This is a genomic window from Nocardioides immobilis (assembly GCF_003515065.1).
GTDB classification, from domain to species: Bacteria; Actinomycetota; Actinomycetes; order Propionibacteriales; family Nocardioidaceae; genus Nocardioides; species Nocardioides immobilis.
Genome location: NZ_QXGH01000015.1, coordinates 38317 through 65233, shown reverse-complemented (window position 1 = coordinate 65233; position 26917 = coordinate 38317). Strand labels below are relative to the sequence as shown.

Here is a 26917-nt window from a genome sequence, read left to right as displayed (position 1 = left end):
TCAGCGGTCGCCCTCGGCGTCGGGCTGGTCGGGGCTGTCCGTCTCGTCGGTCTCGACCGTCAGTCCGCTCTCCGCGAGGGCCTCGTCGAGCTGCGCCACCGTGACCATCCCGAGGCGCAGCAGCCGCGGGCGGTCGCCGGTCACGTCGACGATCGTGGACGGGACGGCGCCGGCGGTCGCGCCGCCGTCGACGACGACGGCGACCCGGTCCCCCAGCATCGCGACGGCGTCGGCGGCGTCGGTGGCCGCCGGGCTGCCGGTCCGGTTGGCGGAGCTGACCGCCAGCGGCCCGGTGCGGTCGAGGATCTCGCGGGTGAGGTCGTGGTCCGGCATCCGTACGGCGACGGTCCCGCGGGTCTCCCCCAGGTCCCACCGCAGGGAGGGCTGCTCGTGGCAGACGAGGGTGAGCGGCCCGGGCCAGAACGCGGCGGTGAGCGTCCGGGCGTAGTCCGGCACCTTCACCGCGAGCGCATCGAGCGTGGTCGCGGTGCTGACCAGCACCGGCGGCGGCATCTCGCGGCCGCGGCCCTTCGCGTCGAGCAGCCGGGCGACCGCATCCGGGTCGAACGCGTCGGCCGCGACGCCGTAGACGGTGTCGGTCGGCAGCACGACGAGCCGGCCACGCTGGATCGCGAGCGCGGCGGCGTCGACGGCGGCCTCGCGCTCGCCGTCCGCCCCCGAGCCACTCGCGTCGTAGACCTGTGCCGAACCGGACTGACTCACGGCGCCCATCCTGTCACTCCGCCCTTCGCTCACCGCGGAGCGTCCGTCGTGCCGTGACGAAGCGGGGGCGGCCGTTGAGGTCGGCGTGGTCGCGGACCTCCTCCCAGCTGCCTTCGGCGACGAACACGGCCGGCGCCGACTCCCCCTGCGCGTCGGCGTGCTCGACCCCGACCACGCCGCCGGGGCGGAGCAGCTCGGCGGCCCGGACCGCGAGCGCGCGGATCGCGTCGAGGCCGTCGTCGCCGGAGAAGAGGGCCAGGTGGGGGTCGTGGTCGCGCGCCTCGACGGCCACCGACTCCCAGGCGTCGAGCGGGACGTACGGCGGGTTGCAGACCACGACGTCCACGGTGCCGAGCAGGTCGTCGAACGCCGTCCGGAAGTCGCCCTGCCGCAGGTCCACCCCGGTGCCGGCGAGGTTGCGCTCGGCCCAGGCGTGGGCGGGCTCGTCGAGCTCGACCGCGTGCACCCGGGCCCACGGCACCTCGGAGGCGATCGCCGCGGCGATCACGCCGGAGCCGGTGCACAGGTCCACGACGACCGGCTCGGTCAGCCCCGTGGCCGAGCGGGGGTGCCGCTTCGCCTTGGTCAGGTGGTCGACGGCCCAGCCGGCGAGCAGCTCGGTCTCGGGCCGCGGCACGAAGACACCGGGACCCACCGCCACCTCGCCGTACCGGAAGTAGGCGATGCCGGTCAGGTGCTGGAGCGGCTCGCGCGCCGCCCGCCGGGCCACGAGCTCGTCGTACGCCGCCACTGCCGCGGCAGGGACGTCGGTGACCAGCGCGAGCCGGCTCCGCGTGGTGCCCAGCGCGTGCGCCAGCAGCTCGGCGGCGTCGTGCTCGGGGCTGGCGACGCCCGCCGCGTGCAGCCGGGCGGCCCCCGCAGCGATCGCCTCCCGCGGCGTCACTGCTCCAGGGCCTCGAGCCGGCCGGCCATGTCCGCGTCGATGCAGGAGTCGAGCACCGGCTGGAGGTCGCCGTCGAGCACCTGGTCGAGGTTGTAGGCCTTGTAGCCGGTGCGGTGGTCGGCGATCCGGTTCTCGGCGTAGTTGTAGGTGCGGATCCGCTCGGAGCGGTCGACGGTGCGGACCTGGCTGCGGCGGGCCTCGCTGGCCTCCGCGTCGGCCGCCTCCTGCGCCGCGGCGAGCAGGCGGGCGCGCAGGATGCGCATCGCCTGTTCCTTGTTCTGCAGCTGGCTCTTCTCGTTCTGGCAGCTCACGACGATGCCGGTCGGCAGGTGCGTGATCCGGACCGCGGAGTCGGTCGTGTTGACGCTCTGCCCGCCGGGGCCGCTGCTGCGGAAGACGTCGATCCGCAGCTCGTTGTCGTGGATCTCGACGTCGACGGCCTCGGCCTCCGGCACGACGAGCACGCCGGCCGCGCTGGTGTGGATCCGGCCCTGCGACTCGGTGACCGGCACCCGCTGGACCCGGTGCACGCCGCCCTCGAACTTGAGCAGGCCGTACGGCGCCTGCCCCGGCTCGGCCTTGGCCGCCTTCACCGCCATCGTCACCGACTTGTAGCCACCCAGATCCGACTCGGCCGCGTCGAGGATCTCCGTCTTCCAGCCGCGCTGCTCGGCGTAGCGGGTGTACATCCGGAGCAGGTCGCCGGCGAAGAGCGCGCTCTCGTCGCCGCCCTCCCCCGACTTCACCTCGAGGATCGCGTCCTTGTCGTCGGCAGGATCGCGGGGCACGAGCAGCCGGCGGAGCCGCTCGGCAGCCTCCTCCTGCTGCGCGCGCAGCTCGGTGACCTCGTCGGCGAAGGTGGGGTCGTCAGCGGCCAGCTCCGCCGCGGCACCGGCGTCGTCGCCGTACTGCTGCCACTCACGCCAGACGGCGATGATCGCGCCGAGCTCGGCGTACCGGCGGTTGAGCGTGCGGGCGAGGCGGGCGTCGGCGTGGGTCTCGGGCAGCCCCAGCCGGCCCTCGAGCTCCGCATGCTCGGCGAGCATGCCCTCCACTGCTTCGAACACGATGTCCCCTAGGAAATGACGAGCGCCGACCGACCCGCAGTGCGGGAAGGTCGGCGCTCGAAGACAACTACTTGCCGGCGGTCTTCTTGGCGTAGCGGGCCTCGAACCGGGCGACGCGGCCACCGGTGTCGAGGATCTTCTGCTTGCCGGTGTAGAACGGGTGGCACTGCGAGCAGACGTCGGAGTGGATCGTGCCGGAGCTCACGGTGCTACGGGTCGTGAAGGTGCTGCCGCAGGTGCAGGTCACCTCGGTCACGACGTAGTCGGGGTGGATGTCCTTCTTCATGGTGTCCTCATCTCTTGTGCTCCGGGTCGCCGTGCTTGTGCAGGCGTGAACCGGAGCCGACACGTGATTGTAGAAGCGTCTGGTCGTGTCGCCTATTCCGCGATCAGTCTTCCTGGCCGGGTGCGGGAGTGGTCTTCTGCACCTGCATCAGGAAGTCGATGTTGGTCGGCGACTTCTTCAGCTTCTCGAGCAGCACCTCGAGCGCCTGCTGGCTGTCGAGCGCGGAGAGCACGCGACGCAGCTTCCAGATGATCGCCATCTCCTCCTTGCTCAGGAGGAGCTCCTCGCGCCGGGTGCCGGACTGGATGACGTCGATCGCCGGGAAGATCCGCTTGTCGGCGAAGTCGCGGCGCAGCCGGATCTCCATGTTGCCGGTGCCCTTGAACTCCTCGAAGATCACCTCGTCCATCTTCGAGCCGCTGTCGATGAGCGCGGTGGCGAGGATGGTCAGCGAGCCGCCGTTCTCGATGTTGCGGGCCGCACCGAAGAACTTCTTCGGCGGGTAGAGCGCGGCGGAGTCGACGCCGCCGGACAGGATCCGGCCGCTCGCCGGCGCTGCCAGGTTGTAGGCGCGGCCGAGACGGGTGATGCCGTCCAGGAGTACGACGACGTCGTGGCCGAGCTCGACCAGCCGCTTCGCGCGCTCGATGGCGAGCTCCGCAACCATCGTGTGGTCGCCCGCCGGCCGGTCGAACGTGGACGAGATGACCTCGCCCTTGACCGAGCGCTCGAAGTCGGTGACCTCCTCCGGACGCTCGTCGACCAGCACCACCATCAGGTGGCACTCGGGGTTGTTGGTCGTGATCGAGTTCGCGATCTGCTGCAGGACCATGGTCTTGCCGGCCTTGGCCGGCGAGACGATGAGGCCGCGCTGGCCCTTGCCGATCGGCGATGCGATGTCGATGACCCGCCCGATCAGGTTGGTCGGCTCGGTCTCCAGCCGGAGCCGCTCGCTCGGGTAGAGCGGGGTCAGCTTCGCGAAGTCGACGCGGTGCCGCGCCTGGTCGGGGTCGACGCCGTTGACGGTGTCGATGCGCACCATCGGGTTGAACTTCTCCCGGCGCTCCCCTTCGCGGGGCTGGCGCACCTGGCCGACGATCGCGTCACCGCGGCGCAGGCCGTACTTCCGCACCATCGACAGCGAGAGGTAGACGTCGTCGGGACCCGGCAGGTAGCCGCTGGTCCGGACGAAGGCGTAGTTGTCGAGGACGTCGAGGATGCCGGCGGCCGGCACCAGGACGTCGTCCTCGAGGATCGTGGTGTCGGGCTCGTTGCGGCCACCGGCCACCACGGGCCGATTGCGGTCGCGGCCGCGGCGGCGCCGGTTGCGGCGGCTGCCGCCCTCGCCGTCGTCGCCTGCCTGGCCCTGCTGACCCTGGTCCTGCTTCTCGGCGCCCTGCTTGTTCTGGCCCTGCTTGTCCTGGCCGTCCTGCTGCTTCGGCTGGCCCTGCTTGTCCTGGCCCTCCTGCTGCTTCGGCTGGCCCTGCTGCTTCTGCTGGCCCTGGCCCTTCTGCTGGCCCTGACCCTTCTGCTTGTCGTCGGCCTTCGGCTTGTCCTCCGACGTCGGCTTGGCGTCGTCCTTGGGCCGGTCGGCCTTGGGCCGGTCAGCCTTGGGCTGGTCCGCCTTGGCCTCCTGGTCCGCCTTGGCCTTCTGGTCCGCCTTGGCCTTCTGGTCCGCCGGCGGCTTGTCGTCCGCCTGGGGGACCTGGCTCTTCGGCTGCGCCTGGGCCGCCTTGATGGCAGCCACTAGGTCGGCCTTCTTCATGCCGCCGGCGCCGGCGATGCCCATGCCGCCCGCCATCGCCTTGAGGTCGGCGAGGAGCATGGTGTTGAGTCCACCGCTGCGCTTCTTCGGCGCGCTGCCGCCGGCACCGTCGGTGCTCGCGGCAGGGGTGGTGGATTCGAGAGTCTCTGTCACGTGAGGTCCTTCCCACGTAATACGGCCGCTCCGCTCCGCGCGGGAGGGAGGGCGTTTGGTCAGATCTTCCTCAGGCGGACATAGGCCGACCGTGGCGAGGAAGGAGATGCGCGCGATGAACGCGCGGCGCCGGGAACCGAGTGGCCGAGTACCTACGACGCACGCTCAGGGTACCACCGTCGTACGGAGCCCGAGGCATCACCATGCGACGGCGCCGCGGGAGTCGATCCCGAGCTGCAGCGCGGTCCATCCTTCCGGACAGCGGGCCATCAGGCCGTCGGTGGCGTCGGTGAACGCGAGCACGGTCGGCCCGGCTCCGGACACGATCGCCGGGACCCGATCGGCCCGCAGCGCGTCGACCAGGTCGAGGGTCTCCGGCATCGCCTCGCGGCGGTAGTCCTGGTGGAGCCGGTCGGCGGTCGCACGCCACAGCTGCTCGGGACGGCCGCCGAGCGCGGCGACGAGCAGGGCCGCCCGGCCGGCGTTCGTCGCGGCGTCGGCGTGCGGCACCTCCTTCGGCAGGAGACCGCGGGCCAGCTCGGTCGAGACCGGCTCCGCCGGGATGAAGACGACGGCGCCGATCCGCGGGTCGACCTCGGACGGTACGGCGTAGAACGACCCGTCGGGGTCCTGGCCCGCGATCACGAACCCGCCGAGGAGAGCGGGCGCGACGTTGTCGGGATGACCCTCGAGCCGGGCGGCCAGGTCGAGCAGCCCCTCGTCGCCGAGCAGCAGCCGGCCGCCCGCGACCAGCTCGCGCGCGAGCCACACGCCGGCGACGATCGCGGCCGAGGACGACCCGAGACCGCGCGCGTGCGGGATCACGTTGACGCACGAGAGCCGGAGGCCGGGCGGTTGCACGCCGAGCTCGTCGAAGGCGGCCCGCATCGCCTGCACGACCAGGTGGCGCTCGTCGAGCGGCACCTCGTCGCTGCCGGACCCGTCGACCTCGACGACGAGCCCGCTGCCGGTGACCTCCGCCTCGAGCCGGTCCCGCAGGTCGAGGGCGAGGCCCAACGCGTCGAAGCCCGGGCCGAGATTGGCCGAGGTGGCCGGCACGGAGACCCGCACCGGTCCGGGTGCGAACGTGGTCACAGCCCGGCGGCCTCGGCGACCGCAGCGACCTCCGGGACGACGACGTCGTCGACGACGGTGCCCCCGTTCTCGGCGAAGCCCTCGAGCGCGGTGACCGTGTCCTTGAGTCCGTGGCCGGTCACCGTGATCACGACGGTGGTGCCGGCGTACGACTCGCCCTGCTCGAGCTCCTGGAGCAGGCCCGCGACGCCGGCCGCACTGGCCGGCTCGACGAACACGCCGTCGTTGCGGGCGAGGTCGCGCTGGGCAGCGAGGATCCGCTCGTCCGAGACCGAGGCGAACCGGCCGCCGGACTCGGAGGCGGCGTCCTCGGCGAGCTGCCACGACGCCGGGTTACCGATCCGGATCGCGGTCGCCCGGGTCTCCGGGTGCGGGAACGGCTGACCGGTGACCAGCGGGCTCGCGCCGGCCGCCTGGAAGCCGCGCATCACCGGCTTGCGGGTGATCCGGCCGAGGTCGGCGTACTGCCGGTAGCCGAGCCAGTACGCCGAGATGTTGCCGGCGTTGCCGACGGGGAGGAGGTGGTAGTCGGGGGCGTCGCCCAGGAAGTCGGCGATCTCGAAGGCCGCGGTCTTCTGGCCCTCGAGCCGGACCGGGTTGACCGAGTTGACCAGTGCGACGGGGTACGACGCCGCCAGTTCCTTCGCCAGCCGCAGGCAGTCGTCGAAGTTGCCCTTGACCATGATCACCTGGGCGCCGTGCAGGATCGCCTGCGCCATCTTGCCCGCGGCGATCTTGCCCTCGGGCACCAGCACCAGCGGGTTGAGCCGGGCCTTGGCGGCGTAGGCGGCCATCGACGCCGACGTGTTGCCGGTCGACGCGCAGACGACGGCCTCGGCACCCTCGTGCTTGGCGACCGAGATCGCCGCGGTCATGCCGCGGTCCTTGAACGACCCGGTCGGGTTGTCGCCCTCGACCTTGAGGTGCACCTGCGCGTCGGTGAGCTCCGAGAGCCACTCCGAGTGCACCAGCGGGGTGCCGCCCTCACGGAGCGTGACCGCAGGGGTGTCGGCCGGGATGTCGAGGAGGTCGCGGTACTCCTCGATCACGCCGCGCCACTGGCGGGTCCGCACGGCGAGCCCGTCGCCGCCGCTCACGCTGGTCATTCGTCGGTCCCTTCCACCCTCATCACCGAGGTCACCTCGCGGACAGTGTCCATCCCGCGCAGCTCCTCCACGGTGGCCGAGAGCTGGGCGTCGGTCGCCTCGTGGGAGACCACGACCAGCTGCGCGTCGTCGCCGCGCCCCTCCTGCCGGACCGTCTGGATCGACACGTCGTGCGTCGCGAACGCGGTCGCCACCGCGGCCAGCACGCCGGCGCGGTCGTCGACGTCGATCGCGACGTGGTAGCGGGTACGGGTCTCCCCCATCGGCAGCACCGCCCGGTCGGCGTACGCCGACTCGCCGACGCCGCGGGTGCCCTGCCGGTGGTTGCGCGCGACGGAGACCAGGTCGCCGAGGACGGCACTCGCCGTCGGGGCGCCGCCGGCGCCCGGGCCGTAGAACATCAGCTGCCCGGCGGCCTCGGACTCGACGAACACCGCGTTGTAGGCCTCGCGCACGCTGGCCAGCGGGTGCGACCGCGGGATCATCGCGGGGTGCACCCGCACGCTCACGGCCTCCTCGCCCGACTCGGTCGCGTTGAGCTCGGCGATCGCCAGCAGCTTGACGACGCAGCCCATGTCGGTGGCCGACCGGACGTCGCCCGAGGTGACGTCGCTGATGCCCTCACGGTGCACGTCGGCGGCGGTGACCCGGGAGTGGAAGGCGAGGCTGGCGAGGATCGCCGCCTTCGCCGCCGCGTCGAAGCCCTCGACGTCGGCGGTCGGGTCGGCCTCGGCGTAACCGAGCGCCTGCGCCTCCTCGAGGGCCTCCTCGAACCCGGATCCCTGGGTGTCCATCTTGTCGAGGATGAAGTTGGTGGTGCCGTTGACGATGCCGAGCACCCGGGTGACCTTGTCGCCCGCGAGCGACTCGCGCAGCGGTCGCACGATCGGGATCGCGCCGGCGACGGCCGCCTCGTAGTAGAGGTCGCGGCCGGCCTTCTCCGCGGCCTCGTAGAGGGTCGGGCCGTCCTCGGCCAGCAACGCCTTGTTGGCGGTGACGACCGATGCGCCGTTCTCGAGGGCCGCCAGGATCAGGGACCGGGCCGGCTCGATGCCGCCGATGACCTCGACCACGACGTCGATGTCGCCCCGCGTCACCAGGCCGAGCGCGTCGGTGGTCAGCAGCCCGGCGGGGACGTCGACGTCGCGCGGCGCGTCAAGACGTCGGACGGCGACCCCGGCGATCTCGACAGGAGCGCCGACCCGCGCAGCGAGGTCGCCCGACTGCTCGCCGAGCAGCCGCACCACCTGCGAGCCGACGACACCGCAGCCCAGCACGGCCACCTTGAGGGGCTTGTCACCCTCCGTATTCACAGCACTCACCCGACATCCGTCGCCAACAGGTCGTCCTCAGTCTCCCGCCGTACGACGACGCGCGCGACTCCGTCCCGTACCGCGATCACCGGCGGCCGCAATGAGTGGTTGTAGTTGGAGGCCATCGAGCGACAGTAAGCACCCGTGCCCGGCACCGCCACCAGGTCGCCAGGAGCGACGTCGCCGGGGAGGAACTCGTCGCGGACGACGATGTCGCCGGCCTCGCAGTGCTTGCCGACCACGCGCGCCAGGACCGGGACCGCGTCGGACCGGCGGGCGGCCAGGGTGCACGAGTAGTCGGCGTCGTAGAGAGCGGTGCGGATGTTGTCGCTCATCCCGCCGTCGACGCTGACGTAGGTGCGGACGGCGCCCGCGTCGAGCATCACCGGCTTGACGGTGCCGACGGTGTAGACCGTGCACATCGCCGGGCCGACGATCGCGCGGCCGGGCTCGATCGACAGCCGGGGCTCCTCGACGCCGAGCGCACGGCACTCGTGCTCGACGATCTTGCCCATCTCGGTGGCGAGCTGCGCCGGGTCGGACGGGTCGTCCTGGGTCGTGTAGGCGATGCCGAAGCCCCCTCCGAGGTCCATCTCGGGCATCGTCACGCCCAGTTCGTCCGACACCCGGGCGTGCAGGGCGAGCACCCGGCGGGCCGCCACCTCGAAGCCGGAGGAGTCGAAGATCTGGCTGCCGATGTGAGAGTGGAGGCCGAGCAGCTCGATGCCGGGAGCGGCCCCGAGTCGTCGTACGGCCTCGAAGGCGTCGCCGGAGGTGATCGAGAAGCCGAACTTCTGGTCCTCGTGCGCGGTGGCGATGTACTCGTGCGTGTGCGCCTCGACGCCGGCGGTCACCCGCACCATCACCCTCGCCGACATCCCGGTGTCCTGGGTGATCATCGCGAGCCGGTCGACCTCCTGGAAGGAGTCGACGATGATCCGCCCGACCCCGTCCGCGACCGCACGGCGCAGCTCGGCGACCGACTTGTTGTTGCCGTGGTAGCCGATCCGCGCCGGGTCGAAGCCGGCGCGGAGCGCGACCGCCAGCTCGCCCGCCGAGCAGACGTCGAGGCAGAGGCCCTCCTCCGCGATCCAGCGGGCGACCGCCGTACAGAGGAAGGCCTTGCCTGCGTAGTAGACGTCCCAGCCGGCGAACGCGTCACGGAACGCCCGGGCACGGGCCCGGAAGTCGTCCTCGTCGAGGACGTAGGCCGGCGTGTTGTGCTCGGCGACGAGGTCGGCCAGCGGCACGCCCCCGACCACCAGGTCGCCGTCGTCCGTCTTGTGGGCCGTGCCGGACCACAGCAGCGGGACGAGCGCGTTGACGTCGCGGGGCGCCTGCAGCCAGGACGGTCCGCGGAGGGCGCCGGGCGCGTGCGCCCAGCCTGCTTCGTGGGTCATGTCGCCTCTCCCGCGCTCACATGCGCTCGGGCGCCGAGACGCCGAGCAGGCCGAGGCCGTTGGCCAGCACGACCCGGTTCGCCTCGACCAGCATCAGCCGCGCGCGGTGGAGCTCGCCGATCTCCTCGTCGCCCATCGGCAGCACCCGGCAGTTGTCGTAGAACCGGTGGTAGACCCCGGCCAGCTCCTCGAGGTAGCGGGCGACCCGGTGCGGCTCGCGCAGCTCTGCCGCCGCCTTGACGACCCGCGGGAGCTCGCCGAGCGCGCGGAGCAGCTCGCCCTCCTTCTCGTGGGTGAGCAGCTCCGGGTGCGACTCCGCCACCACCCCCAGGTCGGCCGCGTTGCGCAGCAGGCTGGCGATCCGGGCGTGGGCGTACTGCACCGTGAAGACCGGGTTGTCGTTCGTCGCCCGTGCCCACAGGTCGAGGTCGATGTCGATGGGGCTGTCGCTGTGGTAGCGGGCGAGGGCGTAGCGGGCGGCGTCGACGCCGATCGCGTCGACCAGGTCGTCGATGGTGACGACCGTGCCGGCCCGCTTCGACATCCGCAGCGGCTCGCCACCCCTGACCAGGTTGACCAGCTGGCCGATCAGGATCTCGAGGTTGACGTGCGGCTCGTCGCCGAACGCCGCGCACATCGCCATCATCCGGCCCACGTAGCCGTGGTGGTCGGCGCCGAGCATGATGAAGCAGCGGTCGAAGCCCCGCTCCCGCTTGTCGAGGTAGTAGGCGAGGTCACCGGACAGGTAGGCGCCCTTTCCGTCGGACTTGATGACGACCCGGTCCTTGTCGTCGCCGAACCTCTCGGTGGCGAGCCAGATCGCGCCGTCCTGCTCGTAGATGTTGCCGAGCTCGCGCAGCCGGGCGACCGCGCGCTCGACCGCCCCGCTCTTGTGCAGCTCGTCCTCGTGGAAGTAGACGTCGAAGTCGACCCCGAACTGGTGCAGCGACTTCTTGATCTCGTCGAACATCATGTCGACCCCGAGGGCGCGGAACACCTCCTGCGCATCCGGCTCGGGCAGCGTCAGCACGTCGGGCCGCTGCTCGACGACGGCAGCGGCGATCTCGTGGATGTACTCGCCGCCGTAGCCGTCCTCGGGCGCCGGCCGTCCCTGCGCGCTCGCGAGCAGCGACCGCGCGAAACGGTCGATCTGGGCGCCGTGGTCGTTGAAGTAGTACTCCCGGGTGACCTCGGCACCGGTCATCTCGAAGATCCGGCCGAGCGCGTCGCCGACCGCGGCCCAGCGCACGCCGCCGATGTGGAGCGGACCGGTCGGGTTGGCCGAGACGAACTCCAGGTTGATCTTCTCGCCGGCGAAAGCGTTGGACGAGCCGTACGACGACCCGGCCGCGACGATGTCCGCCGCGAGCTGTCCCTGCGCCCCCGCCTCGACGGTGATGTTGAGGAAGCCCGGACCGGCGATCTCGACGGCGGCGATCCCGTCGGACTGCTCGAGCTGCTGCGCCAGCAGCTCTCCGAACGCCCGCGGGTTCATGCCCGCCTTCTTGCCTAGCTGGAGCGCGACGTTGGTCGCATAGTCACCGTGCCCCTTCCGTCGCGGCCGCTCCACCGTCACCTCGGTCGGGACGCCGTCAGGAAGGGTGAGCGCACCCTTGTCGACGAGCGCCGACAAACCGTCGACGATGGTGGCGGAGAGCTGCTCAGGGGTCACCGGGCAAGGGTATCGGCGGCCTCCGGTTTCTCTTGCACGGATATCGCCCGGTAAGGTTCCACCTCGCGCCGGGCTCTGCTGACAGGGCAGGCGCAGGGCCTCCGTAGCTCAGGGGATAGAGCACTGGTTTCCGGTACCAGGTGCCGCAGGTTCGAATCCTGCCGGAGGCGCCCTTGTGATGTCTCAGGACATCGGCGACAACGGACCTACGGAAACGTAGGTCCGTTGCTGTTTTTGGTGGTGGGTCCGGGTGGTCGGCCGGTGGGTTGGTAGTCGCGGGATGGGTCGAGGACGAGTTCGCGGAGAATCTCGCCGGTGGCGGTGTTGATGATGGTGATGTCGAGGTCTTGGACCAGGAGTCGGACGTAGGTTCCGGCGTAGGTCCGGCCGACGCCGATGTGGTGCAGTCGGCCGTTGTGGCGCAGGGTGACCGAGCCGGTTTTGCTGACCCGGTCGTCGCGGACTCGGTCGTGGGTGTCGTTGCTGCGATCGCCGGGGCCGGCTTTCGGACGGGCTGCGTAGGCGGCTGCCGGTGTGGCTCGGTGGGGCAGGGAGCGGTGCGGGCGCTGGGTGTTGTACTCGGTGCGGAATCGGTCCAGCAGTGTCTGCAACTCGGCGATCGTGGTCGGCTGGGCGGGTTGGGCTCGTAGCCACTTCTTCAGGGTCTGCTGGAATCTCTGACCTTGCCGCAGGTGGTGGGGTGGTTGGGGCGGGAGTTCTTCTGGGTGATGCCGAGCCGACGGAGTTCGATCTCGAGCTTGGTTTTGCCGCCGCGGCCGCCGGCGAACCGGACGGTGTAGACCATGCCGTTGTCGGTCAGCGTGGATGCGGGATAGCCGTGCTGGCCCGCGGTTTGGGTGAAGGTGGCCAGCACGATCGGTGCGGTGACCCGGACGTGGGCGCTGATGTGCAGGGCGTAGCGGGAGTGGTCGTCGAGCCAGGTGATGACCTCGACATCGGTTCCGGTGGCGAGTCGGTAGTGGGTGAAGTCGGACTGCCAGGTCTCGGGCTGCTCGGCCTCGAATCGGATGTAGGAGGACTTGGGACGCTTGGAGGGGTCCGGGATCACCTGGGTGTTGCGGACCAGGATCCGGTGGACCGTGGCCCGTGACAACGCCAACTGGTGGTGGTGTTCGAGGTGCCAGCGCACAGTGTCCGCGCCGGCGTCGTGGCCGGACTCGGTCAACTCCTTGCGGAGCCGCAGCACCAGCTCGACCGTCGCCGGCGGCGTCGCGTTCGGGGCGGTGTGCGGACGCCGTGAGAGCGGCTCGAAGGCATCCTCGCCGATCTCGTCGTACCGGGCCTTGAGGCGGTACACCCACGAGCGATGCACGCCATAGCGGGCCGCGACATCCGCGATGGTGTGGTTCTCGGTCAGCAGCGCGGTGATGACCAGGCGGGCGTTCGACATGCCCGACCATCACGATCAGCCGCCCTGTCGCCGATGACCCGAGACAGCGTGTCGCCTATGTCGTGAGACATCTGTCGCGGATGTCCTGAACCAGAACACTGCCGGAGGCGCCCATTTCGGCCCGTGGGCTGACCGGGTCAGCTCACGCGGCCGTAGAAGACGCTGCTCGTCCAGATCGGGTCCAGGCTCACGACGTCTCCGCTGCGCGGCGCGTGCCACAGGGAGTTGTCGCCGGCGTAGATGCCGACGTGGTAGACGCCGCCCGAGCCGGTGAAGAACACCAGGTCGCCCGGCTGCGGGTCGCTCACGGGCTGGACCATGCCGGCCTGCGCCGACGACGAGTGGGGCAGGGACACCCCGACCTGGGCGAAGACGTACTGGGTGAACCCGGAGCAGTCGAAGGCGTCCGGGCCGGCCGCGGCCCACACGTAGGGGTCGCCGGCCTCCTGGCTGGCGAGGTCGAGGACCTGCTCGCCGAAGGTCGGCTCGACCGCCGGGCGCTCCTTTCGGTGCGGGTTGCGGTGCTGCTTGCGGTCGGCCTTGTCGACCGCGGTGGGGTCGTCGAGGTGCGACTGCGCCGGGGCGGGCATCGCAGAGGCGGCCGTCGGCGCGAGAACGGCGGCCGTCGTGGCCGCAGCGGCGGCGAGGGCGGTACGGCGCGCGACAGCGCGCAGGGAAAAGGTGCGCATCGAGGATGTCCTTCATCAGCGACGCCTGCGGAAGTTGACCTGTCGGATTCGGGCGGCTGATGCCCGGGCCGAGACCTTCGTCTCCTGCCTTCACCCCAAGCCGGCTGTGCCGGCGAACTGCTTGGTTCCCCCGTGCCCGTCATCAACATCGGAATCGACGTCTCCCCATGTCGTGACGGGCCTCGGCGCGACACGGGCGGCCCCAGCGTTGGCGGCAGGGGACTCTCGGCCGCAGGACGCGACCGGCGTACGACGCTAGCTGCTGGCTAGTGCCGACGCCGTGGGCGGCGCCACATCCGCGGCGTGACCCTCGCCACGGGCCGGCCCTGGCCGACCGGGATCAGCAGCGCTTGATCGTGGCGTCCTTGCGGGCGTCGTCGCCGTACCGCCGCGCCGTGGAGGTGTTCGGGATGACCACGCTCGCTCCCCCGATGTTGCCGATGCCGCCGGGTACGACGCAATTGGTGATCTTCTTCGGATCGACCTGTGCGATCGCCTGGGCGATCTCGAAGAGCTCCGAGGGCGAGACGCTGGTGTGCACGTTGTCGAGCACCGAGAGCACGCCGTTCTCGATCCAGCCGGGCTTGTCGGCGTTCTCCGCCGCCTTGGCCTGGAATCCCTTCAGAACCCGCTGCTGGTTGGCCGAGCGGTCGAAGTCTCCGCCGGCCAGGTTCTTGCGGATCCGCGCGAACGACACGACGTTGTAGCCGCTGAGGACGACCTCCCCCTTCTGGAACCCCTTTGGCTTGAGGTAGGGGTCGGAGAACGACACCGGGTTGTCGACCGTGATCGGGCCCACGTCCTTGGCGATCTGCTCGACTCCCCAGAAGCTCGCGACGAACACGTAGTCCGGCTCGATGCCGACCAGGCCGGCGACGGTCTCGCCCATCAGCTGCGGACCGCCGAAGAACAGCGCGGCGTTGACCCGGTTGGAGCCGACGCCCGGGATCGAGACCCAGCTGTCCCTCGGGATGCCGATCGTCGTCGCCGCACCCGTGCGGGTGTCGATCCCGACCAGCTGCAGGGTGTCGCCGCGGCTGCGGAGCGGGTTCTGCCCGCGGCGGGCGTCCGAGCCCACGGCCAGGATCCAGAGGACGTCCGGCTCGGTGTCCACGCCCTCCGCGTGCTCGAACTTCACCAGCGTGACGTACGTCGGCGCGACGCTCCCGTTGGGCACCACGAACGCCGTGACCGCGAGCACCGCGGCCAGCAGCCCGGTCCGCAGGATCCGTTTGATCGTCATCTACCCCTCACCTCACCGCGCGCGATGTCGAACCCGAACACCCGCCACCCGCTCTTCGACCGGGTCAGCACCACCCGACCGCGGATCTGGTCGGTGCGCTCGAGGTCGCCGGACAGGTCGATCACCAGGTTGACATGAGCCGTCGCGCCGGCGGGCTTGCCCCGGGGGGCGAGCAGGTCGACGCGGATCACCCGGCGGGTGGCAGTGACGCCGTCGATCTTCTCGCCGACCCGCTTGTTGCTCATCAGGGTGCCCTGTCGCGCGGCGAGCTTGGCGGCGTCCTTCGTGAACCCGGGGAACGCGTCGCCGAAGTTCGAGCGCGGGTAGTCGCCCCCGACGTACGCCGCGTCCAACCAGCGGTCGACGACCTGGGCGACATCGGCGGCGACCTTGCGCGCCGGTCGCTTGCCGAGCTTGCCGGCGATCTCGCCGACCTCGACCCGGGAATCGATGCCGCGATGCTCGATCGGCGCCCCGCTCGTGGAGCGTTCGCCTTCCGGCTCCTCGTCATCTCCGCCGCCGCTGCAACCGGCGAGACCGAGCACCAGGCTCAGGACCGCTGCGGTCACCAGGGCGGCGGGGCTGGTCAGAGATCCTGGCCAACTACGCACGACTCGCGACTCCTCTGCTCGGACAGGCGGCCACAAAACTTCCTCGTGGGACTAGCCTTGGCACCGGTCTTCGTCCAGGTCGGACAGACCCTACGCCAGCAGCTCACCGGAAGAGGCGAAGCACGTCGTGTCGCAGTCGACAGGCCAGCAGGCCAGTACCCCCGACTTCGGAGCCAATGAGTGGCTCGTTGAGGAGATGAAGGAGCGGTTCGACGCCGATCCGACATCTGTAGATCCCGCCTGGGCGGCGTACTTCAAGGACGCCTCCCCGGCCGACGGCACAGCCAAGCCCACGGGCAACGGTCAGCAGACCGCGCCCGCCGCCACTCCCCCGGCCGCATCGACGACGAGCGCCGAGCCGGCCGCACCCGCCGCTCGCCCCGCGCCGAAGGCGAAGCCCGCCCCCCAGGTGAGCCCCGCCTCGCAGACCACGCCGACACCGAAGGCCGACAGCAAGCCCACCCCGAAGGACGCGCCGAAGCCGGCCCCGGCCGCGGCCAGCGACGAGCCGACCTACACCGTGCTCCGCGGCATCCCCGCAGCGACCGCGAAGAACATGGACGTGTCGCTGACCGTCCCGACCGCGACGTCGGTGCGCTCGGTCCCGGTCAAGCTGCTGTGGGACAACCGGATCGTCATCAACAGCCACCTCGCCCGCGCTCGCGGCGGCAAGGTCTCCTTCACCCACATCATCGGCTACGCCCTCGTGCAGGCGCTCAAGGCGATGCCCGAGATGAACAACTCGTTCACCGAGACCGACGGCAAGCCGACGATGGTGAGCCCGGCGCACATCAACCTCGGGCTCGCGATCGACCAGACGAAGCCCGACGGCACCCGCCAGCTCGTGGCGCCGTCGATCAAGGCCTGCGAGACCATGGACTTCGCCGGGTTCTGGACCGCCTACGAGGAGATGATCCGCAAGGCGCGCAACAACAAGCTCACGATGGAGGACTACTCCGGCACGACCGTGAGCCTGACCAACGTCGGCGGTCTCGGCACCAACCACTCCGTGCCGCGGCTGATGTCCGGCCAGGCCGCCATCATCGGCGTCGGCGCGATGGAGTACCCCGCCGCGTGGCAGGGGGCGTCCGAGGTCGCGCTCGCCCGCAACGGCATCAGCAAGGTGATGACCCTCACGTCGACGTACGACCACCGGGTCATCCAGGGCGCGCAGTCCGGCGAGTTCCTCAAGCTGGTCCACCGGCTGCTGCTCGGCGAGGAGGGCTTCTACGACGGCATCTTCCGCGCGCTGCGGATCCCCTACGAGCCGATCCGCTGGAACTCCGACATCGCCACGTCGCACGACGACGAGATCGACAAGCAGGCCCGGATCCTCGAGCTGATCCACGCCTACCGCGTGCGCGGCCACCTGATGGCCGACACCGACCCGCTGGAGTACAAGCAGCGCAGCCACCCCGACCTGCGGATCGAGTCGCACGGCCTCACCCTGTGGGACCTCGACCGCGAGTTCCCCACCGGCGAGTTCGGCGGATCCGGTCGCCGCTTCATGAAGCTGCGCCACATCCTCGGGATCCTGCGCGACTCGTACTGCCGCACCACCGGCATCGAGTACATGCACATCATGGATCCCGAGCAGCGCCGCTGGATCCAGGAGCGGGTCGAGCGCCCGCACACCAAGGAGCCCCGCGAGGAGCAGCTCCGGATCCTGCAGAAGCTCAACGCCGCCGAGGCGTTCGAGACCTTCCTGCAGACCAAGTTCGTCGGCCAGAAGCGCTTCTCCCTCGAGGGCGGCGAGACCACGGTCCCGGTCGTCGACGAGATCTGCGAGGCCGCCGCCCAGGCCGGCCTCGACGAGGTCACGATCGGCATGGCCCACCGCGGCCGGCTCAACGTGCTCGCCAACATCGTCGGCAAGTCCTACAACCAGATCTTCCGCGAGTTCGAGGGCAACATCGACCCGCGCACGGTCCAGGGCTCCGGCGACGTGAAGTACCACCTCGGCGCCGAGGGCGAGTTCTCCGCCGGCACCGGCGAGAACATCAAGGTGTCGGTCGCCGCGAACCCGAGCCACCTCGAGACCGTCGACCCCGTGCTCGAGGGCATCGCCCGCGCGAAGCAGGACGTCCTCGACCAGGGCGAGGCGTTCCCGGTGCTGCCGCTGCTCTTGCACGGCGACGCTGCGTTCGCCGGCCAGGGTGTCGTCGCCGAGACGCTCAACCTGTCCCAGCTCCGCGGCTACCGCACCGGCGGCACGATCCACCTGGTCATCAACAACCAGGTCGGCTTCACCACCTCCCCCGGCTCGTCGCGGTCCTCGCTCTACTGCACCGACGTGGCCCGGATGGTCCAGGCGCCGATCTTCCACGTCAACGGCGACGACCCGGAGGCCTGCATCCGGGTGGCGCGGCTGGCGTTCGAGTACCGCCAGGCGTTCCACAGCGACGTCGTCATCGACCTCGTCTGCTACCGCCGGCGCGGTCACAACGAGGGCGACGACCCGTCGTACACGCAGCCGCTGATGTACGACCTGATCGAGCAGAAGCGCTCGGTGCGCAAGCTCTACACCGAGTCGCTCATCGGTCGTGGCGACATCACGATCGAGGAGGCCGAGCAGGTCATCCGCGACTACCAGGCGCAGCTGGAGCGGGTGTTCACCGAGGTCCGCGAGGCGGACACGACGCCGACGTCGTGGACGACGGTGCCCGACTACCCCGACAAGCCGGCCGGCGAGACGCAGACCTCGGTGCCGTTCGAGACCCTCAAGGCGATCGCGGACGCGTACGTCAGTCCGCCGGACGGGTTCACCGTGCATCCGAAGGTGATGCCGCAGCTCCAGCGTCGGGCTGCTGCGATCACCGACGGCCCGATCGACTGGGGCACCGGCGAGATGCTCGCCTTCGGAGCGCTGCTGATGGACGGGCGGCCGGTGCGGCTGGCCGGCCAGGACTCGCGGCGTGGCACGTTCGTTCAGCGGTTCGCGACCATCATCGACCGGAACAACGCCGACGAGTGGACGCCGCTGTCCAACCTCACCGAGGACCAGGCGAAGTTCCACGCCTACGACTCGCTGCTCTCGGAGTACGCCGCGCTCGGGTTCGAGTACGGCTACTCCGTCGCCCGTCCCGAGGCGCTCGTGCTCTGGGAGGCGCAGTTCGGCGACTTCGTCAACGGTGCCCAGACGATCATCGACGAGTACATCTCCGCCGGGAAGACCAAGTGGGGCCAGGACTCCGGTGTGGTCCTCCTGCTGCCGCACGGCTACGAGGGCCAGGGCGCCGACCACTCCTCGGCGCGCATCGAGCGCTTCCTGACCCTGTGCGCCGACGAGGCGATGGTGGTCGCGCAGCCGTCGACCCCCGCGTCCCACTTCCACCTGCTGCGGATGCACTCGCTCGGCAACGAGCACAAGCCGCTCATCATCTTCACGCCGAAGTCGATGCTCAAGCGCAAGGAGGCGGCCTCGCAGCCCGCCGACTTCACCTCGGGCTCGTTCCGGCCCGTGATCGGTGACGCTCAGTTCGATTCTGGGGAGGCCGACCCGGCCAAGGTCAAGACGGTGCTGCTGGTGTCGGGTCGCCTCACGTGGGACCTGATGGTCGAGCGCACCAAGAGCAACCGTGACGACGTCGCCATCGTCCGCGTCGAGCGGCTCTACCCGTGGCCGATCGAGGAGCTCAAGGCCGAGCTCGACAAGTACCCGGACGCCAAGGTCAGGTGGGTCCAGGACGAGCCCTTCAACCAGGGTCCCTGGCCGTCGTACTGCCTCAACGTGGTGCCCGAGCTCGGCCGTCCGGTCGAGCCCGTCACCCGGCTCGCGTCGTCGACGACGGCCGTCGGTACGGCGAAGCGGCACCTCGAGGAGGCCAAGGTCCTGATCGGCAAGGCGTTCGCCTGAGACCGGCGCGCCATGTACTTCACCGATCGCGGCATCGAGGAGCTCGAGCAGCGCCGGGGTGACGAGGAGGTCACCCTGGCCTGGCTCGCCGAGCGCCTGCAGGAGTTCACCGACGTGCACCCGGAGTTCGAGACCGCCGTCGAGCGGTTCGCGACCTGGTTGGCGCGCCTGGACGACCCGGACGACTAGCTGGGCCGGCCCGCCTAGCGGGCGCTAGGTTGTCGCCCGTGAGCGACGAGCTGATCGACTACCGCGCCTGGGGCGTCGAGTTCTTCCACCGGGCGGTCACCGTGGAGCGGGTGCTCCGCGGGGTGAACGTCCTGTCCGGGCGCGTCATCGACGTCGGCCCGATGGGCGTCGGCCCCGGCCGGCTGGTCAAGGTCACCGCCAAGGGCCACATCGGTACGGCGACCGGGCAGCGGGTCGGCGACGAGCCGGTCACCTTCCGCATCACGCTGCCGGTCCCGATCGAGTTCGTGATCGACCTCGGCATGGACAAGCAGCGGTTCAACGCCCTGATCGAGGTGCCTCTGGTCATCACGGCGCGGGCCCGCGACGACCTCGCGATCGTCATGGAGATCACTCCCCCGACGAAGGAGGAGGTCCGGGTCGACCTGCAGGCCGAGGGCCTGCGGGCGCAGGTGCTCAAGGTCACGGCCGGCGTCGAGGGCGAGCTGAAGCGCTTCGTCGCGCGGTACGTCACGAAGGAGCTGGCCAAGCCCTACGTGCAGGACGCCACGACCATCGACGTCGGTGCGGCCATCGAGCGCGCGGCGGCCAACGTGGGGCCAAAGGCCGATGCGCCGGTCGGCGGCAACGTCGCCCAGGACCTGGCTCCGGCGCTCGAGGCCGAGATCCTCGAGAACGCCGACAAGTTCGTGCCGGAAGAGTCCGCGGACCCGGAGCCGACCGCGTGAACGACGCGGCCGGCTACCCGCCGGCGCCCTGGAACATGCACGGGTCGCTGTGGCTGACCGCGTTCCGGCTGGGCCAGGACGTCGACGACCGGCACCCCGCAGGGACGTACGGCGTGGCCCTCGTCGACTACGTCGAGCCGAGCCCGCTGACGTACGGCGAGCTGCTGGTCGCGCGCACCACCCGCACCGGCGACGGCCGGCGGGCGGTCACGATCACGGACATCTGGGTCGACTCCCCCGCGTCGATGGCCGGGGGCCGGGACCTCTGGGCGATCCCCAAGGAGCTCTGCGACTTCGACCTGGAGAGCTCGTTCCGTGGCCCCGTGACCAAGACCGACTGGTCCGCCACCATCGACCGCAGGGCGATCGTCGACGCGTCGTTCACCGACGTCTCGAGGATCGCACCGCGGACCCCGTCGAAGGGACTGGTCGTCCAGCCACCCATCGACGACCACCCTGCACCAGTCACGGTGGTGATGGCCGGCTCGGCGAAGGCGCTGCCCTGCCGCGCCCGCTGGAGCTTCGCGGCCGACGGGCCGCTGGCGTTCCTGCGCGAGGCCCGCCAGCTGGCGTCGTTCAGGATGGCGTCGTTCCGCCTGGCCTTCGAGTAGACGGTCGGCCGCGCGCCGCCACGTCGTCGGCGCGGTCCCACGGTCCTGCCCGGGCGCGAGAAGGTGTGGACTGCTCGCTGGGGTTGCGGTCCGCGGTACCACCGCTCAACCGAGTGCTCCTTGGGAGCAGGTACGGCGAGTGGTCGCGGCCGGCTTCCGGTCGGCGCCGGATTCGGTGGTTGAGGTGCGAGGCCCGGCGTGCGACCGCCGCCGGCTATTGACCGGCAGGTCGAGGCTCGAATCACCCCTTGAGCGCGCCAATAGCCCCGCCGAGGCGGGGTTCGGAGCTCGGTGGCTACTCGTCGGGCGGGTCGGCCGGGTCGGCCGGGTCGGCCGGGTTGGTCGGCGGCTCGGTCGGCTGGGTGGTGCCGGGTCGGGGGGTGAGGTCGGAGGTGCCGGTGGGGTCGACCAGGTACAGGCCGCTGGGCAGGGTCCACAGGTAGGTGCCGGGTGAGAGGGTCCGGCAGGTCGCGAGTCCTGAGGTCTTGTACCGGTGGTGGCCGCGGCACTTCGGGTTGAGGTTGCATCGACAGGTTGGTCCGCCCTGGGTGTGGGGGATGTTGTGGTCGAGGTCGCAGCGTTCGGCGGGCCTGGTGCAGCAGGGGTAGGTGCAGTGGTGGTCGGCCAGCTCGACCTGGCGGCGGATCCGGTCGGGGATCTCGTAGGAGTCCACGGGCTGGTGGCCGTTGAGGTCGATCACCGGCGCACCAGCACGCTGGTGCCCGGCGTGCCCATCCACTCCTTGACCTGCTCCGGGCTGATCGGGGTCCGGGTGTTGGCGAACCGCCCGACCGCGCCGTCGGCCGTGTGGCCGCCGGTGTCGTTGAGGTGGACGATCAGCTCGACCCTGCGGCCGGGGACGGTGCGGGTGATCTCCCCGGTCTCGGGGTCGACGACCTCGAGGTCGAGGGCGAGGTCGTGGCGGGCGATCTCCCCGAGCGCGACCGACCGGCGCACATCGAGGGAGTCCTCACAGCCGAGCTGGCCGAGCAGCTTCGCCCGGCGGGCGACCGCGGCTTCGAGGTCGAGGGCATCGGCGATGTCGAGGGTGGCGGAGACCTCCGCGGTGCCGTCGAACCCAGCCTGGTCGAGATCGATGTCGACCCGCCGGGCCTCCTGGGCCGCCGTGCGCTTCTCCTCCGCCGCGGCCGGGTCGTAGCGGACCAGGGCTTCCTCGACCAGCCGGTCGATCTGCGCCCAGGAGACCCCGTGGGCGATGGGCGCGAGCTGCCGGTCCACGAACCCCGCGGCATCGGCGGGGAGGGTGCGGGTGGACTCCGCGATCCGCAATGCCTTCCACACCGGAACCCGCCCCTCCAGCACCCGGTCCCAGGTCCTGGGGAGCCGGTAGGCCAGCTCCACGACCTGACCCACATAGGAGCGGCCGGAGTCCAGCGACCGGCCCAATAGGGCGGAGAGCTCCATCACCGCGAAGTCACTGATCAGCCGGGCGCCGGGGCCGGCGACCGGGAGCCCGGTGTCCAGACCCCGCTCGGTGATCGTCGAAGCGTCGCCCTTGTCGGCCACGACGTGCTCGCCCGCCCACTCGGCCACCGCCCGCACGGTCGCGACCTCACGCTCAGCAACGACTGCTCGATGGTCACGGATCTCCGCGAGCAGCTCCCGCGAACGCGTCACCGGAGCGGGCTCGACGGCCTCGTCCGCCACCGGGGCGGAGAGGTCGAAGAGGGGTGCGGTCCCGAGATCCATAGCCCTATTCAATATGGGACCACCGACACATCGAAACGCTCAGACCCGCCTGTGGACAGGCGATTCACCCTCACTCGCCTGTGGACGGAAGGTGGTTCGCACCTTCAACCAGCGGGCGGCCCCTCGCACCTCGACCCGCGAGCTACCCAGCGACGACGAGCCACCACGCCTTCTTCGACGTACGCCCCTGCCGATGCCGGCTCAGGCCGGGTCGGGGACGTCCTCGGCGTCAAGGTCCTGGACGACGAGCGCCGCGATCGCCTCGACGTCGGCCTCGTTGTCCCCGGACACCTCGACGGTGTCGCCGTTGGCGGCGCCGAGGGTCATGATGAGCAGCGCCGAGCTGGCGTCGACGGGCTCGTCGCCGGGGACGCCGATGAGCACCTCGGAGTCGAGCTCCATCGCGGCCTCGGAGATGATCGCGGCGGGACGGGCGTGGAGGCCGACGGCGGAGCCGACGACGACGGACTTGCTGGGCATGGTGTTTCCTCTCGGTTAGGGCGGAGAAGTCAGACGGTGACGGGCTCGGGGTCGACGACGCGGGCGCCGCCGAAGGACTTCAGGGCGATCACGCTGGCCGCGGCGACCACGACACCGGCGACGAGGGCGATCGCGAAGCCGAGGACGCCGTCGACGGCGAACAGCACGAACACACCGCCATGCGGGGCGCGGAGGCCGACGTCGAAGGCCTGCGACAGGCCGCCGGTGACGGCGCTGCCGAGCATGATCGAGGGGATGACCCGCAGGGGGTCGGCCGCCGCGAACGGAATGGCGCCCTCGGTGATGAAGGACGCGCCCATCAACCAACCGGCCTTGCCGTTCTCCCGCTCCCCCACCGTGAACAGACCGGGCCGGACGACGGTGGCGAGGGCCAGGGCGATCGGCGGCACCATCCCGGCGAGCATGACGGCAGCCATGATCTTGAGCTCCGGGGCACCTGCGGCGACCGTCGCGGCCGTGCCGACGCCCGCAACCGCGAAGCTGTAGGCGACCTTGTTGAGCGGGCCACCCATGTCGAAGGCCATCATCAGGCCGAGGATGACGCCGAGGAGCACCGCGCTCGAGCCGCTCATGGAGTCGAGTCCCTCGGTGAGGTTCTCCATCAGCCAGGTGATCGGCCGGCCGAGGACGACGATCATCGCGAGGCCGACCACCACGCTGGTGACCAGCGGGATGACGAGGACGGGCATGAGGCCCCGTGCCCAGCTCGGCACCGTGCGCCCGGCGATCCAGTGCGCGACGAGCCCGGCGAGGACACCGCCGATGATCGCTCCGAGGAACCCGGTTGCGGGCATGGCGACGCCGTCGGCGTTGGTGAAGTTCTTGAGGTTGCCCGCCAGCGCGCCCATCACGAATCCGGGCGCGATGCCGGGACGGTCGGCGATCGCGTAGGCGATGTAGCCGGCCAGCGCCGGCAGGAAGAGCGCGAAGGAGGTCGCGCCGATCACGAACAACAGCGCGCCGAGGTACGCCAGCGTGCCGGAGTCGAACAGTGCGTGCTCGAGCCCGATCGACTGCGGGTCCGGAGCGTTGAAGAGGGTGCTGTCGACGACGAGGTCCGCAGCGGGACCGACGATCTCGTAGCCACCGAGCAGGAACGCGATCGCGATCAGCAGACCACCGGCGGCGACGAACGGGATCATGTAGGAGACGCCGGTCATCAGCACCCGGCGGACCCGGCCGCCCCACGACTCACCGGCAGTCGCCGTACGGCCGCTGTCGTTGGCGCCGCCACCCTCGACGCGAGGCGCGTTCGGGTCGTCGGCGCTGCGGAGTGCCTCGGCGATCATCGCGTCGCCGTCGTCGATCGGCCGCTTGACGCCCGAGGAGACCACCGGCTTGCCGGCGAACCGGCCCCGGTCGCGCACCCCGACGTCGGTCGCGAAGATCACGGCGTCGGCGGCGTCGATCGTCGCCTGCGGGAGCGGCTTGGACCCCGCCGAGCCCTGGGTCTCGACGGCGAGGTCGACGCCCGCCTTGGTCGCGGCGGCTTCGAGCGACTCGGCCGCCATGTAGGTGTGGGCGATGCCGGTCGGGCACGAGGTCACGGCGACGAGCCGGCGCCGGGTGGCCGGCGCGGAGGACGCGGCCCCCTCGGCGGCGGGCGCGGCTGCAGGGGCTGCGGAGGCTGCGGCGACAGGTGCCATCGCCGGCGCGTCGGCGACGACGCCGCCGATGATCGCGACCACCTCCTCCGGCGACCCGGCGGCGCGCAAGGCGTCGGTGAAGTCCGCCTTCACGAGCGCACGGGCCAGCTTGGTGAGGATCTGCAGGTGCGTGTTGCCACCGCCCTCGGGCGCGGCGATCAGGAAGACCAGCTCGGCCGGCCCGTCCTTGGCGCCGAAGTCGACCGCCGGCGCCAGCCGTGCGAACGCGACTGTCGGGACCGAGACCGCTGTGGTCCGGCAGTGCGGGATCGCGATGCCGTCCTTCATGCCGGTCGCGGCCTTCGCCTCGCGGGCGAGCAGGTCGCGCTCGAGCACGGCGACGTTGTCGGCGCGGCCGGCTGCGGTGAGCACGCCGGCGAGCGCCGCGATCACACTCTCCTTGTCGCGACCGAGGTCCGCGTCGAGCCGGACCAGGTCGGTCGTCATCAGTTCTGCCATGACGGGGTTCCTTCGGGGGTGGGGCTCGACAGGATGTCGAGCTGACGGACCCGGACCTCGGCGGTCCGGAGATCGGTGGGGGTCGGCGGGGTGGTGCCGGGGAGACCGGCAGCGGCGGCGCCGTACGCCACTGCGGTGGCGAGCCGCTCCGGCGCTGACGCGCCGCGGATGTCGGCGAGCAGGTAGCCGCAGAGGCTGGCGTCGCCGGCGCCGACCGTGCTGACGACGGTGGTCGGCGGCGGGGTGGCGTGCCACGCTCCTTCGCCGTCGACCAGCACTGCACCGGCCGCCCCCAGAGTGGCCAGGACGATGCCCGCCGACGTACCGACCAGGCGCGCCGCCGCCGTCGCCGCGGCTTCCGGGTCGGCCTCGAACAGCACCGGGTCGCCTCCCGTGGCCGAGGCGAGCTCCTCCGCGTTGGGCTTGATCAGGTCCGGGGCTGCCGGACCACCGGCGGCGAGCAGTGCCGTCAGGGGCTCCTCGCTGGTGTCGATCGCGAAGCGGTGGCCGTCCGAGCGGAGGGCCGCGCCGATCTGTGCGTACCAGTCGGCGGGTGCCCCGGGCGGGAGGGACCCGGCCAGGACGACCCAGCGGGGCCGCACCGAGGCGGCCGCGTCGAGCACGATCTCGGCGAGGTGGGCCAGGTCGCTCCGGCCGACGCTCGCACCGGCGGTGTTGATCTTGGTGGTGGTCCCGTCCGGCTCGGTGATCGTGAGGTTGATCCGCATCGGTCCGGTCGGCGGCGCGGGACGGACCTCGACACCCAGCTGTGCGAGCTCGGCGACGAAGGCGTCCCCGGCAGCGACCGGCAGTACGGCGACAGTGGGCACGCCGGCCGCGACGCACGCGCGGGAGATGTTGACGCCCTTGCCGCCCGGCTGGAAGAGGACCGAGTCGGCGCGGTGGACGGCACCGCGGGTCAGCGTCCCCGGCAGGACGACCGTGCGGTCGATGCTCGGGTTGGGGGTGACGGTGAGGATCATGCGACCACGACCTCGACGCCGCCCGCGACGAGCTCCTTGCGCTGCCGGCTCTCGACGTCATCGTCGGTCAGCAGTACGTCGACCTCGTCGATGCCGGCGAAGCGGACCGTTGCCTCGACGCCGATCTTGGTCGCGTCGGCCAGCACCACGACCCGGCGGGCAGCACCAACGATCGCGCGCTTGGTGGCTGCCTCGGTGGAGTCGGGGGTCGAGAACCCGTGGTCGAGGGTGATGCCGTTCGTCCCGACGAACGCGAGGTCCACCCGCACCTGCGCGAGGGCGGCCACCGTCTCCGGCCCCACCGCCGCCTGGGTGGCGGACCGGACCGATCCCGGGAGCAGGTGCAGCTCGACCGCGGGGTTGACCGCCAGTCGCGCGGCGACCGGCACCGAGTGCGTGTAGACGACGAGCCGGCGGTCCCGCGGGAGCATCTCGGCGAGCCGGACCGTGGTGCTGCCGGCGTCGATGATGAGCGAGCCGCCGGTCGGCGGCAGCAGGTCGAGCGCAGCCCGGGCGATCGCCTCCTTCGCGGCGACCCGCGCGGCGTTGCGCTCGGATAGCCCGAACTCGAGCGCGGTCAGCGCGGTCGCCGGCACCGCTCCCCCGTGCACCCGCCGGACCAGGCCCAGCGCCTCCAGCGCTGACAGGTCCCGGCGCACGGTCTCGGTCGTCACGTCGTACTCGGACGCGAGCTCCGCGACGGACATCCGGCCGCGGGCGGCGACGGCTCGGGCCATGGCCTGCTGCCGCTCCTCTGCGTACATCCTGGGACCTCCATGGGAATCTTTGTTTGTGT

25 protein-coding genes and 1 tRNA gene are annotated in these 26917 nt (G+C 71.2%); 5 read left to right on the top strand and 21 right to left on the bottom strand.

Annotation, left to right across the window (positions count from 1 at the left end):
- The 10 genes from D0Z08_RS11645 to argS all read right to left on the bottom strand — a co-directional run bounded on the left by D0Z08_RS11645 (nt 1) and on the right by argS (nt 11484).
- Nucleotides 1-723: an L-threonylcarbamoyladenylate synthase gene (locus D0Z08_RS11645; protein ID WP_245993887.1), complete on the bottom strand. Its 723-nt coding sequence runs from the start codon at nt 721-723 to the stop codon at nt 1-3.
- A 13-nt stretch (nt 724-736) separates the two neighbouring features.
- Entirely contained in the window at nt 737-1627 is an 891-nt protein-coding gene (gene prmC / locus D0Z08_RS11640) for a peptide chain release factor N(5)-glutamine methyltransferase (protein ID WP_118925413.1), read from the bottom strand.
- Nucleotides 1624-2694: a peptide chain release factor 1 gene (gene prfA, locus D0Z08_RS11635; protein WP_118925412.1), complete on the bottom strand. Its 1071-nt coding sequence runs from the start codon at nt 2692-2694 to the stop codon at nt 1624-1626. Before prfA ends, prmC begins: the two co-directional genes overlap by 4 nt.
- A 67-nt stretch (nt 2695-2761) precedes the next feature.
- Nucleotides 2762-2980: a 50S ribosomal protein L31 gene (gene rpmE, locus D0Z08_RS11630; RefSeq protein ID WP_118925411.1), complete on the bottom strand. Its 219-nt coding sequence runs from the start codon at nt 2978-2980 to the stop codon at nt 2762-2764.
- 103 nt (nt 2981-3083) lie between these two features.
- Nucleotides 3084-4898 carry a transcription termination factor Rho gene (rho, locus tag D0Z08_RS11625; RefSeq protein WP_245993886.1) on the bottom strand — a complete coding sequence of 605 codons (1815 nt, stop codon included), beginning with the start codon at nt 4896-4898 and terminating at the stop codon, nt 3084-3086.
- Between the two features lie 198 nt (nt 4899-5096).
- Nucleotides 5097-5993 (bottom strand): homoserine kinase, encoded by an 897-nt coding sequence (gene thrB, locus D0Z08_RS11620; RefSeq protein ID WP_118925410.1) that lies wholly within the window; start codon nt 5991-5993, stop codon nt 5097-5099.
- Nucleotides 5990-7099, bottom strand: coding sequence for a threonine synthase (gene thrC / locus D0Z08_RS11615; protein WP_118925409.1), 1110 nt, complete (start codon nt 7097-7099; stop codon nt 5990-5992). The genes thrB and thrC overlap by 4 nt, the downstream gene beginning before the upstream one ends.
- Complete coding sequence (locus D0Z08_RS11610; RefSeq protein WP_118925408.1) at nt 7096-8412, bottom strand: homoserine dehydrogenase; 1317 nt, start codon at nt 8410-8412, stop codon at nt 7096-7098. The genes thrC and D0Z08_RS11610 overlap by 4 nt, the downstream gene beginning before the upstream one ends.
- A gap of 5 nt (nt 8413-8417) precedes the next feature.
- Nucleotides 8418-9812, bottom strand: a complete 1395-nt coding sequence (lysA, locus tag D0Z08_RS11605; protein ID WP_118925407.1) for a diaminopimelate decarboxylase — start codon at nt 9810-9812, stop codon at nt 8418-8420.
- Between the two features lie 16 nt (nt 9813-9828).
- The gene (gene argS, locus D0Z08_RS11600; RefSeq protein ID WP_118925406.1) at nt 9829-11484 is read right to left on the bottom strand and encodes an arginine--tRNA ligase; all 1656 of its coding nucleotides are present in this window, start codon (nt 11482-11484) and stop codon (nt 9829-9831) included.
- 97 nt (nt 11485-11581) lie between these two features.
- Between argS and D0Z08_RS11595 the strand changes: the two genes are divergently transcribed.
- Nucleotides 11582-11654 (top strand) — tRNA-Arg (locus tag D0Z08_RS11595).
- 36 nt (nt 11655-11690) lie between these two features.
- Here D0Z08_RS11595 and D0Z08_RS32645 read toward each other — a convergent pair.
- The 5 genes from D0Z08_RS32645 to D0Z08_RS11575 all read right to left on the bottom strand — a co-directional run bounded on the left by D0Z08_RS32645 (nt 11691) and on the right by D0Z08_RS11575 (nt 15438).
- Entirely contained in the window at nt 11691-12104 is a 414-nt protein-coding gene (locus D0Z08_RS32645; RefSeq protein WP_245993908.1) for a transposase, read from the bottom strand.
- A gap of 38 nt (nt 12105-12142) precedes the next feature.
- Nucleotides 12143-12895: a DDE-type integrase/transposase/recombinase gene (locus tag D0Z08_RS32640; RefSeq protein ID WP_220454151.1), complete on the bottom strand. Its 753-nt coding sequence runs from the start codon at nt 12893-12895 to the stop codon at nt 12143-12145.
- A gap of 137 nt (nt 12896-13032) precedes the next feature.
- Entirely contained in the window at nt 13033-13584 is a 552-nt protein-coding gene (locus tag D0Z08_RS11585; RefSeq protein WP_118925405.1) for a C40 family peptidase, read from the bottom strand.
- Between the two features lie 340 nt (nt 13585-13924).
- Nucleotides 13925-14827, bottom strand: a complete 903-nt coding sequence (locus tag D0Z08_RS11580; protein WP_118925404.1) for an LCP family protein — start codon at nt 14825-14827, stop codon at nt 13925-13927.
- Nucleotides 14824-15438, bottom strand: coding sequence for a hypothetical protein (locus tag D0Z08_RS11575; protein ID WP_147381413.1), 615 nt, complete (start codon nt 15436-15438; stop codon nt 14824-14826). Before D0Z08_RS11575 ends, D0Z08_RS11580 begins: the two co-directional genes overlap by 4 nt.
- 127 nt (nt 15439-15565) lie before the next feature.
- On the opposite strand from D0Z08_RS11575, the gene D0Z08_RS11570 reads away from it, so the two are divergent.
- Genes D0Z08_RS11570 through D0Z08_RS11560 form a run of 4 tightly spaced genes read left to right on the top strand, consistent with a single transcriptional unit; the run spans nt 15566 to nt 20822 of the window.
- Complete coding sequence (locus tag D0Z08_RS11570; RefSeq protein WP_118925402.1) at nt 15566-19294, top strand: multifunctional oxoglutarate decarboxylase/oxoglutarate dehydrogenase thiamine pyrophosphate-binding subunit/dihydrolipoyllysine-residue succinyltransferase subunit; 3729 nt, start codon at nt 15566-15568, stop codon at nt 19292-19294.
- Between the two features lie 12 nt (nt 19295-19306).
- A complete protein-coding gene (locus D0Z08_RS32095; RefSeq protein ID WP_182481276.1) occupies nt 19307-19483 on the top strand; it encodes a DUF6104 family protein in 177 nt (58 codons plus the stop codon).
- Nucleotides 19484-19521: 38 nt separating this feature from the next.
- Complete coding sequence (locus tag D0Z08_RS11565; RefSeq protein WP_118925401.1) at nt 19522-20211, top strand: hypothetical protein; 690 nt, start codon at nt 19522-19524, stop codon at nt 20209-20211.
- Nucleotides 20208-20822 (top strand): acetoacetate decarboxylase family protein, encoded by a 615-nt coding sequence (locus D0Z08_RS11560; RefSeq protein ID WP_220454150.1) that lies wholly within the window; start codon nt 20208-20210, stop codon nt 20820-20822. The genes D0Z08_RS11565 and D0Z08_RS11560 overlap by 4 nt, the downstream gene beginning before the upstream one ends.
- A 295-nt stretch (nt 20823-21117) precedes the next feature.
- On the opposite strand, the gene D0Z08_RS32090 is transcribed toward D0Z08_RS11560, so the two are convergent.
- The 6 genes from D0Z08_RS32090 to D0Z08_RS11530 all read right to left on the bottom strand — a co-directional run bounded on the left by D0Z08_RS32090 (nt 21118) and on the right by D0Z08_RS11530 (nt 26885).
- Nucleotides 21118-21522, bottom strand: a complete 405-nt coding sequence (locus D0Z08_RS32090; RefSeq protein WP_182481275.1) for an HNH endonuclease signature motif containing protein — start codon at nt 21520-21522, stop codon at nt 21118-21120.
- On the bottom strand, nt 21519-22532 hold the full coding sequence (locus tag D0Z08_RS11550; protein ID WP_118925399.1) for a DUF222 domain-containing protein: 1014 nt from the start codon (nt 22530-22532) through the stop codon (nt 21519-21521). The genes D0Z08_RS32090 and D0Z08_RS11550 overlap by 4 nt, the downstream gene beginning before the upstream one ends.
- A 201-nt stretch (nt 22533-22733) precedes the next feature.
- A complete protein-coding gene (locus tag D0Z08_RS11545; protein WP_118925398.1) occupies nt 22734-23012 on the bottom strand; it encodes an HPr family phosphocarrier protein in 279 nt (92 codons plus the stop codon).
- Between the two features lie 29 nt (nt 23013-23041).
- Entirely contained in the window at nt 23042-25138 is a 2097-nt protein-coding gene (locus D0Z08_RS11540; RefSeq protein ID WP_118925397.1) for a PTS fructose transporter subunit IIABC, read from the bottom strand.
- Nucleotides 25126-26121: a 1-phosphofructokinase family hexose kinase gene (locus tag D0Z08_RS11535; protein ID WP_118925396.1), complete on the bottom strand. Its 996-nt coding sequence runs from the start codon at nt 26119-26121 to the stop codon at nt 25126-25128. The genes D0Z08_RS11540 and D0Z08_RS11535 overlap by 13 nt, the downstream gene beginning before the upstream one ends.
- The gene (locus D0Z08_RS11530; RefSeq protein ID WP_118925395.1) at nt 26118-26885 is read right to left on the bottom strand and encodes a DeoR/GlpR family DNA-binding transcription regulator; all 768 of its coding nucleotides are present in this window, start codon (nt 26883-26885) and stop codon (nt 26118-26120) included. Before D0Z08_RS11530 ends, D0Z08_RS11535 begins: the two co-directional genes overlap by 4 nt.
- Nucleotides 26886-26917 lie beyond the last annotated feature (32 nt).